Raw genomic sequence first — 15,849 nt, 5'->3', positions numbered from 1 at the left:
GGGAGCCGGGCGGCGATTCGCGGCGATCGGCGCGCGAACGCGTCGCGAGCGCGTGCTCAGTCGACCTGGTCGACCTGCACGGGATAGACGGAGCGGTCGAACGGGGGCACGCGGCCGGCCTTCCACCTGGCGAGCACCGACTCCGCGAGCTCCTCGCGCACGAGGGCGAAGCACAGGTGGTCGCGCCAGTCGCCGTCGATGTGGATGTAGCGCACCCGCAGGCCCTCGAACCGGAACCCGAGCTTCTCGACGACGCGCAGCGATGCGACGTTCTCGGGCCGGATGCAGATCTCCATGCGATGCAGCCCCAGCCCGAACAGCAGGTGGTCGGTCACGAGCGCCACCGCGCGCGGCGTGACGCCGCGACCTGCGACGCGCTCGGCGACCCAGTAGCCGAGCGTCGCGCTCGACAACGCTCCCCCGGCGATGCCCGAGACGTTGAGCTGGCCTGCGAGCTGCCCGTCGACGTCGATCGCGAACGGCATGCCCGTGCCGTCGCGCTCCGAGTCGAGGAGGCTGCGGATGCTCGCGCGAGTGTCGAAGCGACCCGTGGGCACCCGCCCGGGCAGCGTCGCCTCCCAGCGCTGCAGCCACGAGCGGTTGTCGACGAGCTCGCGCTCGAGGGCGCGTGCATCGCGCATGCGGATCCCTCGGACGACGACGCCGTCGTCCTCGAGACGAGGGGTGCCGGAGATCACGCGCCCGAGCCTATGCCTACGATGGGCGCATGGTGGACGCGGTGGCTCAGAAGCGTGCGATCCGCGAACGGGTGCGCGCATCTCGCCTCGCCCGCACCCCCGACGAGCGGCGCTCGGCCGACGCGGGCATCGCGAGCGCGGCGATCGCCGTGCTGCAGGAGCTGGGCGTGCGCGAGATCGCCGCCTACCTCGCGCTGCCGGAGGAGCCGGGCACCGACGCGATCCTCACGTGGGCGCGCGAGCACGACGTACGCGTGCTGCTGCCGATCGTGCGACAGGACGGCCTGCTCGACTGGGCGGAGCAGGGCGACGCCGTGGCAGAGGGCGCGTTCGGGCTCCCGGAGCCCACCGGCGAGGTGCTGCCGCCGACGGCGCTGGGCGACGTCGACGTCATCCTCGCCCCCGCATCGGCCGTCGGCCGCGATGGGCAGCGGCTCGGATGGGGTCGCGGCTTCTTCGACAAGGCCCTCGGAGCACTCGGGCACCGGCCACCGGTGTACGCGATCGTCTTCGACGATGAGATCCTGGATGCCGTGCCCGCCGAGGCGCACGACCAGCCCGTCGACGGAGCGATCACGCCGTCCGGGCGACTGACCTTCCCCTAGGAGCGACCCATGCCCGTCTACGCGTACCAGTGCACCGAGTGCGGCACCGCCATCGAGGTGCGCCAGTCGTTCACCGACGACGCCCTCACGGTGTGCGAGACCTGCGGCGGGCGGCTGCGCAAGCGGTTCGACGCCATCGGCGTGGCGTTCAAGGGCTCGGGCTTCTACCGCACCGACTCGCGGGCCGCGGCCTCCGCAGCGTCGGCGTCGAAGGAGTCGGGCTCCTCGTCGAGCTCGAAGGAGTCCGGCTCGAAGGGGTCCGGCTCGAAGGAGTCCGGCTCCACGGGATCCGGCTCGAAGGAGTCCGGCTCGTCGTCGAGCTCGTCGTCCTCGTCGTCCTCGTCCACCTCATCCTCGAGCTGACCAGACGCGTCCGAATGCGACGCATCCCGAAGGGAGCATGACCATGCAGGGATTCAAGGAGTTCATCCTCCGCGGCAACGTGATCGAGCTGGCCGTCGCGGTCGTCATCGGCACGGCGTTCACCGCGATCGTCACCGCGATCGTCGGAGGCGTCATCACGCCGATCATCGGTCAGATCGCGCCGACCGGTGAGATCGAGGACGTCACGTGGGGGCCGATCCTCATCGGCCAGGTGCTCGCCGCCGTCATCAACTTCCTGATCGTCGCCGCCGTCGTGTACTTCGCGCTCATCCTGCCGATGGCGAAGTTCAAGGAGCGTCAGGCGAAGCGTCGCGGCACGACCGAGGAGGCCGCGAAGGAGACCGACGTCGACGTGCTGCAGGACATCCGCGAGCTGCTGCGTCAGCAGGCGCAGGCCACGCCCCCGGCGACGACGCAGCCGTAGCCGACGCGTCACGAGACGCGCGCACCACCGATCGCGGCGGCACGCGGGTCTCGTTCTCTTGGGCCGGAGATTCGCCAGGACCGCTCCTCGAGGTGTGAGCGAAGCGAGCCTCGAGAGGTGCCTGGATCGAAGCGCCGAATAGCGATCACTGACGGGCCGCACATCGAGTCCGCTTGCGTTCCTGCGACGTCACTAGCGTTAGACCCAGGCCTGATCTCCGAGGCCATTACACGACACACAGGTGCGTCGGGCAGGCACTCATGACCTCTTTGCAGGCTAGAACGCGTCTGGCCCGATTCGACCGCCGTGGGGTCGGTCCCGCCAACCAGGATCCAGGAGGTCCACTTGGTTGTTCCAACCCAGCCAGACTTCCTCCGCAATCGTGCGCATCGCTGCCCTCAGCGTCGCGCGAGCTACGTCGGAGTTCGTCGGACCAGAGACTCCAATCCCGACACCACCTTCCTCAGCCCCGAGGAAAGGGGACACCTGCGGCACCGAAGCGAGAAGCCGAATGAATTTTGCCTTGCGCAGATCGACGTGCGCGCCGCCGTCCTGATTTGCGAGCATGTCCACCACGTTGGCTCGCGAGATGGATTCGCCGGTGCCCACCATGATCGGCGCTTTCGTCCACCAGGTTTCGAAATCCAGCAAAGTGCCTCTTTCGAGAATGGTCGCTTGCTCGAGGGGCAGGACGGTGAGGGACACACCCTCTTTAAGTTGAGTCACGCGGAACACGACAAGAGAGGAGAAGAGAACCGCCCGCCGAGCGTCGATGCCACCGTTCGAGTCGATCCACCGCATCGCGCTCTTGACTTCCATCTGCTGAAGAAGACTGCGACTGCGCGCGGTATCGTGCGCGAGTACTCGCACGGCGACAGCCAGACGATTGGCCTCTTCCGGCCATCCTGCGTCGTATCGAGCCGCGCTGACTTCGAGGTTCGAGATCAGTTCGCGCAACCGCAGGCGCAGTTCCGCGAGATGCTGTTCGTTCTCGGTCTCGCCGCACACTCGGTCGCCCTCGCTCCTAGTTGCTAATCCTGCGGGCTCGCGTGCCAGCCGAGCGCAGGCGCGACGTGCCGGGCGAACGACTCCACGATGCGCAGGTTGAGCTCGACGCCCAGCTGCGACGGGATCGTGAGCAGCAGCGTGTCGCTCTCCATGACGGCGCGGTCGGCGCGCAGCTGCTCGATGAGGCGATCGGGCTCGGCGGCGTACGTGCGCCCGAACGTCGAGCGGAACCCGTCGATCACGCCCACCTGGTCGCGGCCGGCAGCACCCGAGAACAGCAGCGCATCCTCCTGCGTCGTGATGGGGAAGACGCTGCGGCTCACCGACGTCTGCGGCGTACCCGCGTGACCGGCCTCGGCCCAGGCTGCGCGGTAGGCGGCGAGCTGCTCGGCCTGCAGGTCGCCGAACGGCATGCCGCGATCCTCGGTGAGCAGCGTCGAGGACATGAGGTGCATGCCCGCCTGGCCGGTGCGGATCGCGGTCTCGATCGACCCGGCACCCCACCACACGTTGCCGCGCAACGTCGGCGAGTGCGGCTCGATGCGCTGCATGCCCGTGGCGCTGCCGAAGGGGCTCGCGGGGTCGCGCTCGGCGATCCCCTCCCCCTCGATGGCGCGCAGGAACGTGTCGAGGTGCCTGGCGGCGAGGTCGGAGCCGCGTTCGTCGTCGCCGCGGTAGCCGAAGTGCTCGTAGCCGCGCACGACCGTCTCGGGGCTGCCGCGCGAGATGCCGAGCATGAGCCTGCCGCCGCTGAGCAGGTCGAGCGCGCCCGCCTCCTCCGCGAGGTACAGCGGGTTCTCGTAGCGCATGTCGATGACGCCCGTGCCGACGTGGATGCGCTTCGTGCGCGCCGCCATGGCCGACAGCAGCGGCATGGGTGCTGCGTGCTGCCTGGCGAAGTGGTGCACGCGCAGCGCTGCGACGTCGACGCCGAGCTCGTCCATGCCGACGGCGAGGTCGATCGCCTGCAGCAGGTTGTCCTGCGCGGTGAGGGTTCGCCCGCCGCCGAGCGGTCCGTAGTGGCCGAAGGAGAGGGTTCCGAAGCGTCGCACGCGCTCAGCCTACTCCGGAATCCGTAGTGCCGACGTGGGCGGCGGCGGCGTTCGCCCGTGGCGTCAGCCCCAGTGCGGGGGCTTGTCGCCGCGCAGGCGGTCGTCGTTCTCGGTCGTCTGCCGCGGCTCGAGCGACGGCTCGCCGAATGCGCCGTCGACGGGCCCCGTCGACACGCGCCTCCCCCGTCTGCGCACCACGAGCGGCTCGGAGGAGGCGTCCTCCACGAGGCCGTCGGCGCGCACGCGCGGCTCGGCGCCTGCGTGCGGCGCGGGCTCGACGCCCGCGCCACCGGTGCTCACGCGTCGGTGTCGACGCCCGCGCCGACGAGCTCGGCGATGCGGGCCGCGACGGCGTCGGGGTCGGTGAACAGCTCGAACGCGTGCACCCGCATCGTGTGCCAGCCGAGCCTGCGCAGATGCTCGGGACGCACGCGCAGCGTCTCGCGCAGCGGCCGCACGTCGTCGTCGTGGTCGGTCTCGATCGCTGCGCACACGCCGCCGTTCGCGACGACGAGCGGCAGGCCGGCGTAGTCGACGGACGTGCGCAGCCCACGCGCCTCGAGACGCCTGGCGAGGTCGGTGAGCAGCGGATCGCTGCCGCGCGCGGAGCGCGGCAGGTGCGGCCGCTCGGCCTCGAGCAGCACCTCGCGCAGCACGGCGGCGCCGTGCTCGAGCCGCTGCTCGTCGAGGTCGGAGGCCTGGAACGCGGCGACGAGCGTCATCGCCTTGCGTGCCCGCGTCATCGCGACCGCCAGCATGCGATCGCCGCCCGGGTCGGCGAGCCTGCCGAGCTCGATCGCTCTGCCGTATCGGGTGCGGGCGTAGCCGACGGAGAAGATGACGCGATCGCGGCTGAGCGCGTTGGCGTGCGCGACGTCGGCGACGACGAACGGCTCGTCGGAGTCGGCGACGACGAAGTCGGTGAACGCGCCGGGCTGGCCGAGGGCCTGCACGACCGCCTGCTGCACGCGCACCTCGTGGCGCTCGTTGCCCGTGACGACCATGAGCGACTCGTGCGGGCGGGTGCGGGCGTGGTGGGTGACGAGGGCGATGACGCGCTCGACCTCGGCGTCGGGGCTCTCGACGAGCGACGACTGCTGATCGGGCAGCCCCCAGGCGTCCTGCACGGTCGAGACGGTGAGGGATGCGTGGCCCAGGTAGGTGCCGGCCCACGGCAGCGCCTCGATGCCGCCGTCGTAGAAGCGGCGCGAGACGGCGTCGATGAGGTCGGCGCCGCCCGTGCGGTACGTGCGGGCGAGGCGATGCACGGGCAGCACCGCTGCCAGGCGCGCGAGCGCCGACTCGCCGTGCAGCTCGTCGGGGGTGCCGAGCTCGTAGGACGGCCGGATGCCGAGCGCCGAGATGCCGACGTCGAACGGCGACGGGATCTGCGTCGCAGGGTCGCCGATCGCGACGACCTGCGGTGCGCGCGTGATCGCCCCGACCGACTCCGCGAGCGTCACGGCGCCGGCGTCGAGCACGACGACGACGTCGAAGGGGATGCTGCGGGCCACGCGGTGCACGTCGTAGGGGCTCGCGATCCACACGGGCGCGATGGCGCGCGAGACGTGCGGGGCACGGCCCTGCAGCGTCGCGGGGTCGAGACCGCCGCCGGAGCGCAGCAGGCTGCGCAGCGCCTCGGCCTCGTCGGCATGGTCGGCGATCGCGAGACGCCACGACTGCGCGAGCTGCCACGCGAGTCGGGCGCTCGCGGCATCGACGTGCGCCTCGTCGACGAGCGCGAAGTCGGACTCGAGCCGCTCGAGCACCGTCGTGTTGCCCCGCAGCAGCGCCCGCTCGCGCTGCAGCAGCTGCTCGAGCGCCGACTGCCACCATGCGAGATCGAGCTCGTGCGCGACGTCGCCATGCTCCACGTGGCGCGTGGCGAGGTCGGCGACGAGCGGCTCGAGCTCGAGCTCGGCGAGCGTCGACATGAGCACGGCACGCTCCTGGATGGAGTCGAGCGCCTCCGACGGCGCTGCGAGCTCGTCGAGCCGCGCCTGGAGGGCGTCGAGCGGCATGTCGACGAGCACGGGCGAGTCGGTGCCGACGAGCGCGGCGTCGATGCCCTCGAGCGCGGCGAGCGCGGCGCGGTGCAGCGCCTCGAGGCCGCCGAGTCCGGTCGGCACGCTCGGCACGGCGCCGTCCGGCACCCACTTGGTCCACAGCCTCCGCTGACGCTGCACGCCCTCGAGCGCCTCGTGCAGGTCGTGCACGATCGCACCGGGTCGCACGTAGTCCTGCGCGTGCTTGCGCAGGCGGCGGCGCTGCAGCCCGCCGAGCGCCGCGTTCGCCTCGCGACGCGGGCCGGTCGCGGTGATGAGCTCGCCGAGCGGACGGTCGAACACCGATGGCGAGAAGCGGTCGAGCGTGTCGCGGATGTCGGCGAGCAGGCGCAGCTGCGCGCCGAGCTCGGCGATCGAGTCGAACGGTCGCAGCTTCGTCGCACCCAGCACGCGCCGCCCCTCGGCGACGAGGTCGGCGAGCCCGCCGGCTGCGAGGCTCGCGGCATCCTGGCGCGCCGTCGCGGCGTCGCCGTCGGAGGTGAAGTTCGCGCCGTACCAGGGGGTGTCCTCCGGCCCGAAGCGGAACTGGCCGAGCTCGGCGGCCTGCACCATGGTCGCGGCCGTGCGGGGACGATCCTGCGCGAGGCGGCGCACGGTGTCGGCAGACAGGCGCGCCTGCGTCTGCGGCGGCGTCGGCAGCATCGCGAGCCGCGAGAGGGCGCGGAGGCAGTCGAGCACCGACACCTCGAGCTCGTCGTCGACGCGCCGCAGCGCGACGCGGTAGTCGAGCAGCACCTTGCGGAGTCGCTCGAGCGCGTCGTCGATCTCGCCCGTGTCGGGCCGCCGCGCCTGCTCGGAGCGGGTGATGGCGGCGATGAGGTCGCGGCGCAGCGTCTGCGGCCGCACGGCGAGGCCCGGCAGGCCCGTGGCGGCGAGGCGGTCGACGATGCCCTGCGTCGTGGCGCGACGCGGGCTGACCACGAGCACGCGGCGGTCGTCGTCGACGAGCGCGCCGATGGCGTTGACGACGGTCTGCGTCACGCCCGTGCCCGGCAGCGCCTCGACGACGATCGAGTTGCCTGCGACGATCTCGCCGACGATGGCATCCTGCTCGGCGTCGGCGTCGAGCACGAGTCGGTCGGCCTGCGGCGAGCGCTCGTCGAGCGGCAGCTGCGACACGGCGGATCGCCCCTCGCGCAGCCGCCACCGCGCCGCCTCGTCGCCGGCGACGGCGTCGAGCACCGTGTGGGGCATGGGGCGCAGGTCGGCCGCCATCGCGGGCCCGACCTCGGCGAACGTCGACACGACGAGCCGCGGCAGCACCTGGAAGCCGGGCACGTGCGCTGCGGCGAGGCGGATGCGGTCGAGCACGAGGTTGGGCGTGAACGAGCCCTCGTGATCGGCGAGCGACACGAGCGTGCGCTCGTCGAGCTCGATGCCGTGCACGGTGCGCAGCACGTGCGCCAGGCGCGGGTTGAGGAACGGCCTGCCCTGCAGCTGCAGCTCGAAGTCGCGACCGCGCCTGCGCACGACGAGGGGGCGCAGCAGCACGGGACCGTGGATCTCGCCGTGCTCGTGCGGGAAGCGCGCGATGCCGATGCCCAGGTGCACGGCGTCGATGCTGCGCGAGGTGGCGAGGTCGATGCCCTTCGACGCGATCGCGGTGGCCGCGTTGCGGGCTGCGCGCAGCGCGAGGTCGTCGCGGATGAGGCTCGACAGCGCCGTGGGCCGGCCGGTGATGAACTGCGCGAGGCCACCGGGGTGCGTGGTGGAGAGCTCGATGCGCGTCGCGGTCGTGTCGACGAACGCGGCCAACGGCGAGCGGCCGCCGATGCGCTCGACCTCGAGGCGCCACGACGCCCAGTCGCGGCGTCGCGGCGAGGAGGCGGCCGCTGCCGGCTCCGACTGCGGAGCCTGGGCTGCTGCGGGCTCGGGGGCGGATGCCGCAGCCTCCGGCGCGGGAGCCGACGCGCCGAGCAGCTCGTGGCCGCCGCGCTCGCGCTCGGCGTGCTGCGGCGCGGGCGCGGGTGCGTCGCCGCCGGTCACGGCTGCGCCGCCAACGGCGGCAGGCTCGTCCGGTCGTTCGACCTCGGTGGTCCAGAAGGGCGTCTGGGCGGACGTCGGCACACCGGCGACCTCGCCGGGCCCACCCTCGTCATCGCTCTGTCGCCGCACGGCCCCACGATAGGAGCCCGACGGCGCAGACGACGCCAAGGGCGTCGGGGTGTCCGCGGATCAGCGCCACGAGCGGGCGCTGCGAGCCCGCCAGTACTCCTCGGCCGGCTGCACGAGCGCCGCGCTCGCACGCGCGACGGCTGCGCCGTCGACGTCGACCGCGAGGAGGTTCGCGGCGAGCTGCTGCTGCGTCACGGCGCCCGAGAGCACCACGACGCGCTCGTCGATCGCGAGCGCAGCGGCGATCGCTTCGGCGTCGGCGTGCCGGCCGGGCAGCGCGTCGAGCACGGCGCCGTTCGCGAGCGCCTCCTTCACGACCACGACCCAGCCCGCGTCGGCCGCGGCGACCGCCGCGTGCTGCACGCTGCGCTCGAGCACGTTCCACGTCGTCTGCACCGCCGAGAGCGGCGCGACCTGCAGCGCCCGCGTCAGCACCTCCGCCTGCTGCGGGCCCGACGTCGACAGCCCCACGCGCACACCCGTGGCGGCGAGGCTCGCGAGCCGCTCCAGCACGGCGTCGTCGCCGAGCACGGGGCTCTGCGGCGTCACGGAGTGCACGAGGTACACGTCGGGAGCGGTGCCGAGCGCCTCGCACGTCTCGGCCCACTGCTGGTCGAGCATCGCGAGGGAGTGGTCCTTGCGCTCGTGCTCGTCGGCGTCGACGCGCCAGCCGGCCGTGTACGCGTAGCCCCACTTCGACTCGATCGTCAGCTGCTCGCGCCGGCCGGGGCGGGCGGCGAGCCACTCGCCGAGGAACTGCTCGGCGAGCCCGTAGCCGCGTGCGGCGTCGACGAAGCGCACCCCTGCGTCCCACGCGGCGTCGAGCATCGCGTGCGTGCGATCCCGCATGCCCTCGACGCTGCGGTCGGGCAGGTCGACGTCGTGCCCGCGGGTGATGTAGCCGGGGCGGCCGAGCGCCGCGAGCCCGAGCCCGATGCGCGGCGGCATCAGTACCAGGCGTCCTTCGTGCGACGCGTGTACAGCGCGCGCAGGTAGCGGCCCGCCTTCGACCACAGTCGGTAGCGGGCGTTCAGCGGCAGCTCGAACGACGGCATGTAGCGCACGGGCTCGGGCGCCCACGCGGTCTTGAAGACGTACAGGCCGCGGATGTCGCTCGTCTCCCACTCGGCCGGGTCGGGCACGTTCGCGAGCTCGTAGCCCGTGACGCCCTCCTCGTGGAGCCGCTGCATGATCGCCCACTGCATGGCGTAGGGCGCGAACGACTTCGGGTTCTCCCGCTGCGATCCGGCGTCCTTGTACCAGGCGGTGTCGCCGAAGCGGATGACGAATGCGCTCGCCACCGTCTCGCCCTCGTGGTTGGCGTAGAAGAAGCGCCCCTGGCCCTCGGCGTCGTAGACGTCCCAGATGCGCTGGAAGTAGGAGTGGGGGCGGAAGTACCCGCCGGTGCGCTCGCGCACGGCGTCGATGAGCTCGTGCATGCGCGCCGTCGACTCGGGCGTCATCGGCACCTCGTCGATCGTGACGCCCTGCTTCGCCGCCGACCGGTAGGAGTTGCGGGCGCGCTTCTTGAAGCGTGCCGCGACCTCGTCGAGCGAGCCCGAGAGGTCGACCATCACGGCGTGCTCGTACTGGCTCGACACCGACTGCACCCAGCCTGCGCGCTCGAACGCCGCGACGAGCCGCTCGTCGTACTCCTGGAACACCTCGGCCTTCACCGCGAACACGTGCTTCGGGTACTGCCTGGCGCGCGCCGTGAGCGCCTCGACGGTCTCGGGCGTCACGCCCGCGATGCGGGCGGCGTGGTACAGGGTGCCCGCGAGCGGCGTCTTCCTCGCGAACAGCTGCACGGGGTACTCGGCGTCGCCGACGGGCACGCGGTCGCGCAGCGCCGTCCAGGGCGAGCCCTCGCGTGTGCGCGCCCACGCGCTCGACTGCATGTAGTGCGCCCTGGCCTGCGCGGCGAGCACCGCTGCATCCCATGCCTGGGCGTCGCCCGGGCGGGCCGCGGCTGGCTCGATGACGGTCATGGATCCTCGTGGGTCGGGTGCCGGCCTGCGCATGCGGCGGCCGCCGTCGCCTGGCTCGGCGACGCACAGCCAGGGTAGCGCCGCCTGGCGGTGCCGTCGGCTCGCTAGGCTCCACCCCCATGGGCATGGATGAGGCGGGCGACGCCAGCCGCGACGCGCACGACGCGGGTCGCTCGGCAGGCAGGAGCGACCGGCTCCTCCGCCTCGCGGAGGCCGTGCTCGAGTCGGGCTCCGTGCCGATCGACGAGATCGCGAGCCGCTTCGGGGTGTCGGTGATGACGGCGTACCGCGACGTCGCCGAGCTCGAGCGCTCCGGCGTCGTGCTGCGTTCGAAGGGGGTCGTGACGGCGGTCGCGTCGTCGCTCAACGAGACGACGGCGCGGTTCCGGCTCACGCAGCACGTGGAGGCGAAGGCATCGATCGCGGCCGCGGCCGCCCATCTCGTGCGGCCGGGCATGTCGCTGCTGCTCGACGACTCGTCGTCTGGCCTCGCGCTGCTGCGCGCGGTGGCCGACCGTGGTCCGCTGACGGTCGCGACGCATTCGCTCATCACGGCGCGCGAGGTCGAGGCGCATCCGTCGATCGACCTGTTCGTCGCGGGGGGCCAGCTGCGTCGCGAGACGGAGTCGTTCTACGGTCCGGCGACGACGTCGGCGATCCGCGCGCTGCACGCCGACGTGTCGTTCATGTCGGTCACGGCGATTCGCGGCGCGACGGCGTACCACCCGTACGAGGAGGTCGCGGAGGTCAAGCGTGCGATGCTCGCCGCCTCCGAGCTGCGGGTGCTGCTCGCCGACCACTCGAAGTTCGCCAGGCACGCGCTGCACGTCATCGGTCCGGTGTCGGACTTCGACGTCGTCGTCGTCGATGCAGAGACGGATCCCGAGCACCTCGCCCCCTTCCACGACGCGGGCGTCCGCGTGATCACGGCTCCCCCGCCGTCCTGACCCACCCCACGAGAGATGTGAGGTTCTCGGCCGCTTGTGAGAGGAACAGCGGCCGAGAACCTCAGATCATCGGCGATGGAGTCAGCGCCAGGTCAGAACTCCTCGTCGAGCGCCGGGTCCTTGCCAGCTCGCTCGCCCGTGTCGAGGGCGGCGATGGACGCGTGCTCGTCGGGCGTGAGCGCGAAGCCGAAGACGTCGAGGTTCTGCAGCCTGCGCGCCGCGTCGCCCGACTTCGGCACCGGCGGGGCCCCCAGCTCGACGAGCCACCGCAGCGCGACCTGCGCGGGCGTCACATCGTGCGCGCGGGCGGCGGCGACGAGCGGCTCGGCATCGAGCAGGCCCTTGCCGCGGCCGAGCGGACCCCACGCCTGGGCGACGACGCCGCGCTCGGCGAGCCCGGCACGCAGGCCGGCCTGCGGCAGGCGCGGATGCAGCTCGACCTGGTCGACCACGGGGGCGACGCCCGTGGCGTCCGCGAGCCTGTCGATCTGCTCGAGCGAGAAGTTCGAGACGCCGATCGAGCGCACGACGCCGTCCTCGCGCAGTCGCACGAGCGCCCGCCACGTGTCGACGTACAGGTCGAGGCGTGGCAGCGGCCAGTGCACGAGGCACAGGTCGATCGCCTCGACGCCCAGGATGCGGCGGCTGGACTCGACGGCGCGCAGCGTCTCGTCGTAGCCCTGGTCGCCGCCGCGCACCTTCGTCGTCACCTGCACCTCGCCGGGCGCCAGGCCCGCGTCGCGGATGCCCTGCCCCACGCCGAGCTCGTTGTGGTACCTCGACGCGGTGTCGATCTGCCGGTAGCCGGCCCGGATCGACTCGGCGACGGCGGCGCGGGCGGCGTCGTGATCGAGCCTCCAGGTGCCGAGCGACACGGTCGAGAGCCAACGGCCGTCGGCGAGGGGCATGCGGGGCGGCACGAGCGATGCAGCGCTGGGCGTCGTCGTCGAGCCAGTTGACATCGTGTGATCCGAATGGGGATGATTCACACTACGAGTTGTTACCAGAACCACTCCGAGATGGCTACGTCGACGTGCCGAACGCGACGGACCGGCAGTGGCTCACGCCCCCGAGAGGACCGCAGTGCACGGCACCGACATCCGACTGGCCCGCCTGTTCGACGACGAGAGCGGTCGCGCGCTCATCACCGCCTACGACCACGGCCAGTCGTTCCCGCTCGGCGCCCGATCCGGCACGCCCAGGCGGACGCTCGAGCAGATCGTCGCCGGCGGCCCCGACGGCGTGCTCGTCACCCCGGGCATCCTCACGCAGCACGCCGACCTCTTCGCACGCCGCGGTGCGCCGTCGGTCGTGCTGCGCGCCGACTGGACGCTGCTGCACGAGCCCGACAAGCACGAGCTCGGCGAGCGGTACCGCGTGCTCGTCGAGCCCGCCGAGGCGCTCGCGCTCGGCGCGGACGCCATCGTGATGTACCTCATCGCCGGCCCGACCGACGGCGGCATGTTCGCCGACAACGTCGCGGCCGTCGCGAAGGCTGCGCAGCAGGCGTCGCGCGCGGGCATCCCCCTCATCGTCGAGACGACGCTGTGGGGCCTGCGCAACGACGACCGCAAGGATCCCGAGCGTCTCGCGACCGTGTCGCGCATCGCCGCCGAGCTCGGCGCGCACGCCATCAAGACCGAGTACGTCGGCGACCCCGACGTGCAGCGCGGCATCATCGAGACCGTCGGCGACATCCCCGTGCTCACCCTCGGCGGCGCTCGCGGCGACGACGACGCCGTCACCGCAGCCGCGCAGGGCGCGATCGACGCGGGTGCGAGCGGCCTCATCTTCGGGCGCAACATCTGGCAGGCCGACGACATCGTCGCGACGACGCAGCGCCTGGCGGCCGTGACGCACGCGCGCTCCGCCTCGGACGTCGACGCATGAGGGCGCTCGTCTTCCAGGGCCCCGGCGACGTGCGGGTCGAGGACGTCCCCACCCCCACCGCGGGCCCGGGCGAGCTGCTGCTGGACGTCGGCGCCAACACGGTGTGCGGCACCGACGTGCGCATCATCCGCGGCGAGAAGACCGCGGGCATCGACCACGGCGTCGTGCTGGGCCACGAGGTCGCCGGCCGCATCGCAGAGGTCGGCGAGGGCGTCGAGGGCTACGCCGTCGGCGACCTCGTGGGGCTCGCGCCCGTCGTGACGTGCGGCACGTGCCACGCGTGCACCCGCGGCATGGAGCAGGTGTGCCCCAACGCCTCCATCGTCGGCTACCGCATCGACGGCGGCCTCGCCGAGCGCATGCTCGTGCCTGCGCACGCCGTCGCGCGCGGCAACGTGGTGCGCTCCCCGAAGGAGGTGCCCGTCGAGCACCTCTCGCTCGCCGAGCCCCTGTCGTGCTGCCTGTCGGCGCACCGCACGTACCGGGTCGAGATCGGCGACACCGTCGTGATCCTGGGCGCCGGTCCCATTGGCCTCATCCACACGCAGCTCGCGCTGCGCGCGGGCGCGAGGCAGGTCATCGTCTCGGACCCATCCGCTCCTCGCCGCGAGATCGCCGAGTCGTTCGGCGCCGTCACGGTCGACCCGACCGCCGTCGACCTCGGCGACGCCGTGCGGGATGCGACGGACGGCATCGGCGCCGACGTCGCCGTCGTGTGCATCGGCATGCCGCGGCTGCTCGCCGACGCGCTCACGATCGTGCGCCTCGGCGGCCGCGTCAACGCGTTCGCCGGGTTCCCGGCGGGCGCGACGGCCGAGATCGACCCGAACCTCATCCACTACCGCGAGCTCACGGTCACGGGCGCGGCGAACTCGCGCCGCTCCGACTACCGCGACGCGGTGCAGCTCATCGCCGACGGCGCCATCGACGTCGGCAGGCTCGTGACGCACCGGTTCGGCCTCGACCAGGCGGTCGAGGCGATCGAGGCATCCGCGTCAGGGGATGGCATCAAGGTGGCCGTGCTGCCATCGTCGTAGCACGCCTCGACAGCATCAGCAGGACTCGCATTTCGACGAAGAAGGAGCGACCATGTCCGCAACCCATCCCCCGCAGGGGCCGTACGTCCTCGGCATCGACTTCGGCACCGAGAGCTGCCGCGTCGCGATCGTCGACATCGCAGGCAGCCCCGTGACGTTCGCGGCCACGCCCTACAAGACCACGCATCCGAGGTCCGGCTGGGCGGAGCAGAGCCCCGAGGACTGGTGGGACGCGCTGGAGGCGTCGACGGCGAAGGTCCTCAAGGACTCCGGCATCCCCGCCCACGAGATCGCGGGCATCTCGTACGACGCGACGTCGATGACGGTCGTCGCATTGAAGGCCGACGGTCGCCACCTCGCCCCGGCGATCATGTGGATGGACGTGCGCGCCGTCGAGCAGGCCAAGCGTGCGGAGGGCTCGTCGTCGGTCGCGCTGCGCTACAACGGCGACGGCGCCGCGCCTGCCTCGCCCGAGTGGTTCCCGTTCAAGGCCGCATGGCTCAAGGAGCACCAGCCCGACGTGTACCGCGACGCCGACTACCTCGTCGACGCGCCCGACTGGATCACGCACCGCCTCACGGGCGAGTGGACGCTGAACATCAACTCGGCAGCGCACCGCATGTACTACAACCGCGACGAGGGCGGCTGGCCCACCGACTTCTACGAGACGATCGGCGTCGGCGACGTGTTCGACAAGATCCCCGAGCGCGTCCTCGACCTCGGCGCACCCGTCGGCGGCCTGTCGGCGAAGGCGGCACGCGCGCTGGGCCTTCGCCCCGGCACGCCCGTCGCGCAGGGATGCGTCGACGCGTGGGCCGGTCAGCTGGGCCTCGGCGTCGTCGAGCCGGGCACCTTCGCGCTCATCACGGGCTCGTCGCACGTGCTCACGGGGCAGACGGCGAAGTCCGTGAGCGGCACGGGCTTCTTCGGCGGCTACACCGACGGCGTGATCCCCGGCCAGTACACCGTCGAGGGCGGCCAGGTCTCGACCGGCTCGGTGCTGAAGTGGTTCAAGGACAACTTCGCTCGCGACGTCGTCGCAGCCGCAGAGCGCACGGGCCTCAACGCCTACGACATCCTCAACCAGCAGTCCAGGCACCTGCCTCCCGGCTCCGAGGGCCTCATCGTCAACGAGTACTTCCAGGGCAACCGCACGCCGTACACCGACGGCCAGGCGCGCGGCATCCTGTGGGGGCTCAGCCTCCACCACGGCCCGGAGCACATCTACCGCGCCATCCAGGAGTCGGTCTGCTACGGCACCGAGCACAACCTGCGGGCCATGCGCGAGGCGGGCATCGACGTGCAGAAGATCGTGGCGTGCGGCGGCGCGACGAACAGCCCCGACTGGATGCAGATGCACGCCGACGTCACGGGCGTGCCCATCACCCTCACCGAGGTCGGCGACGCCGTGGTGCTCGGCTCCGCCATCCTGGCGGCGACGGGCGCCGGCCTGTTCGACTCGGTGCAGGATGCCGCGAAGGCGATGGTGACCGAGACGGAGACCATCGAGCCGAACGCCGAGCGCCACGAGGAGTACCGCTACTTCGTCGACGCCTACATCGACACGTACCCTCGGCTGCGCGACCGCATCCACGACATGCAGGACCACCTCGGCTGATCGCAGCGGCGATCGGC

15 protein-coding genes are annotated in these 15,849 nt (G+C 72.2%); 7 read left to right on the top strand and 8 right to left on the bottom strand.

Annotated elements, in window-relative coordinates; genetic code table 11:
* Window positions 1–56: 56 nt before the first annotated feature.
* Complete coding sequence (locus tag ACZ6H8_RS15540; protein WP_464147835.1) at window positions 57–698, bottom strand: GNAT family N-acetyltransferase; 642 nt, start codon at window positions 696–698, stop codon at window positions 57–59.
* A gap of 29 nt (window positions 699–727) precedes the next feature.
* On the opposite strand from ACZ6H8_RS15540, the gene ACZ6H8_RS15535 reads away from it, so the two are divergent.
* Genes ACZ6H8_RS15535 through mscL form a run of 3 tightly spaced genes read left to right on the top strand, consistent with a single transcriptional unit; the run spans window position 728 to window position 2,111 of the window.
* Window positions 728–1,303: a 5-formyltetrahydrofolate cyclo-ligase gene (locus ACZ6H8_RS15535; RefSeq protein WP_464147834.1), complete on the top strand. Its 576-nt coding sequence runs from the start codon at window positions 728–730 to the stop codon at window positions 1,301–1,303.
* Window positions 1,304–1,312: 9 nt separating this feature from the next.
* On the top strand, window positions 1,313–1,666 hold the full coding sequence (locus tag ACZ6H8_RS15530) for an FmdB family zinc ribbon protein (RefSeq protein WP_464147833.1): 354 nt from the start codon (window positions 1,313–1,315) through the stop codon (window positions 1,664–1,666).
* Between the two features lie 37 nt (window positions 1,667–1,703).
* Window positions 1,704–2,111, top strand: coding sequence for a large conductance mechanosensitive channel protein MscL (mscL, locus tag ACZ6H8_RS15525; RefSeq protein ID WP_464147832.1), 408 nt, complete (start codon window positions 1,704–1,706; stop codon window positions 2,109–2,111).
* A 276-nt stretch (window positions 2,112–2,387) separates the two neighbouring features.
* Here the strand turns inward: mscL and ACZ6H8_RS15520 are convergent, their stop codons facing one another.
* The 6 genes from ACZ6H8_RS15520 to ACZ6H8_RS15495 all read right to left on the bottom strand — a co-directional run bounded on the left by ACZ6H8_RS15520 (window position 2,388) and on the right by ACZ6H8_RS15495 (window position 10,340).
* Entirely contained in the window at window positions 2,388–3,119 is a 732-nt protein-coding gene (locus ACZ6H8_RS15520) for a hypothetical protein (protein ID WP_464147831.1), read from the bottom strand.
* 23 nt (window positions 3,120–3,142) lie between these two features.
* On the bottom strand, window positions 3,143–4,171 hold the full coding sequence (locus tag ACZ6H8_RS15515; RefSeq protein WP_464147830.1) for an LLM class flavin-dependent oxidoreductase: 1,029 nt from the start codon (window positions 4,169–4,171) through the stop codon (window positions 3,143–3,145).
* 63 nt (window positions 4,172–4,234) lie between these two features.
* On the bottom strand, window positions 4,235–4,471 hold the full coding sequence (locus tag ACZ6H8_RS15510) for a hypothetical protein (protein ID WP_464147829.1): 237 nt from the start codon (window positions 4,469–4,471) through the stop codon (window positions 4,235–4,237).
* Window positions 4,468–8,352, bottom strand: coding sequence for an AAA family ATPase (locus ACZ6H8_RS15505; protein ID WP_464147828.1), 3,885 nt, complete (start codon window positions 8,350–8,352; stop codon window positions 4,468–4,470). Before ACZ6H8_RS15505 ends, ACZ6H8_RS15510 begins: the two co-directional genes overlap by 4 nt.
* Before the next feature lie 60 nt (window positions 8,353–8,412).
* Window positions 8,413–9,300, bottom strand: a complete 888-nt coding sequence (locus ACZ6H8_RS15500; protein ID WP_464147827.1) for an aldo/keto reductase — start codon at window positions 9,298–9,300, stop codon at window positions 8,413–8,415.
* On the bottom strand, window positions 9,300–10,340 hold the full coding sequence (locus tag ACZ6H8_RS15495; RefSeq protein WP_464147826.1) for a lipid II:glycine glycyltransferase FemX: 1,041 nt from the start codon (window positions 10,338–10,340) through the stop codon (window positions 9,300–9,302). The genes ACZ6H8_RS15500 and ACZ6H8_RS15495 overlap by 1 nt, the downstream gene beginning before the upstream one ends.
* A 119-nt stretch (window positions 10,341–10,459) precedes the next feature.
* On the opposite strand from ACZ6H8_RS15495, the gene ACZ6H8_RS15490 reads away from it, so the two are divergent.
* The gene (locus tag ACZ6H8_RS15490) at window positions 10,460–11,287 is read left to right on the top strand and encodes a DeoR/GlpR family DNA-binding transcription regulator (protein ID WP_464147825.1); all 828 of its coding nucleotides are present in this window, start codon (window positions 10,460–10,462) and stop codon (window positions 11,285–11,287) included.
* 92 nt (window positions 11,288–11,379) lie between these two features.
* Here the strand turns inward: ACZ6H8_RS15490 and ACZ6H8_RS15485 are convergent, their stop codons facing one another.
* Window positions 11,380–12,249: an aldo/keto reductase gene (locus tag ACZ6H8_RS15485; RefSeq protein WP_464147824.1), complete on the bottom strand. Its 870-nt coding sequence runs from the start codon at window positions 12,247–12,249 to the stop codon at window positions 11,380–11,382.
* Between the two features lie 121 nt (window positions 12,250–12,370).
* Between ACZ6H8_RS15485 and ACZ6H8_RS15480 the strand changes: the two genes are divergently transcribed.
* Genes ACZ6H8_RS15480 through ACZ6H8_RS15470 form a run of 3 tightly spaced genes read left to right on the top strand, consistent with a single transcriptional unit; the run spans window position 12,371 to window position 15,832 of the window.
* A complete protein-coding gene (locus ACZ6H8_RS15480) occupies window positions 12,371–13,177 on the top strand; it encodes a class I fructose-bisphosphate aldolase (RefSeq protein ID WP_464147823.1) in 807 nt (268 codons plus the stop codon).
* Window positions 13,174–14,214, top strand: a complete 1,041-nt coding sequence (locus tag ACZ6H8_RS15475; RefSeq protein ID WP_464147822.1) for a zinc-dependent dehydrogenase — start codon at window positions 13,174–13,176, stop codon at window positions 14,212–14,214. The genes ACZ6H8_RS15480 and ACZ6H8_RS15475 overlap by 4 nt, the downstream gene beginning before the upstream one ends.
* A gap of 52 nt (window positions 14,215–14,266) precedes the next feature.
* Window positions 14,267–15,832 (top strand): FGGY-family carbohydrate kinase, encoded by a 1,566-nt coding sequence (locus tag ACZ6H8_RS15470; protein ID WP_464147820.1) that lies wholly within the window; start codon window positions 14,267–14,269, stop codon window positions 15,830–15,832.
* Window positions 15,833–15,849 lie beyond the last annotated feature (17 nt).

This window comes from Agrococcus sp. AC640b (assembly GCF_979255995.1).
This window is presented reverse-complemented; position numbering and strand designations above follow the sequence as displayed.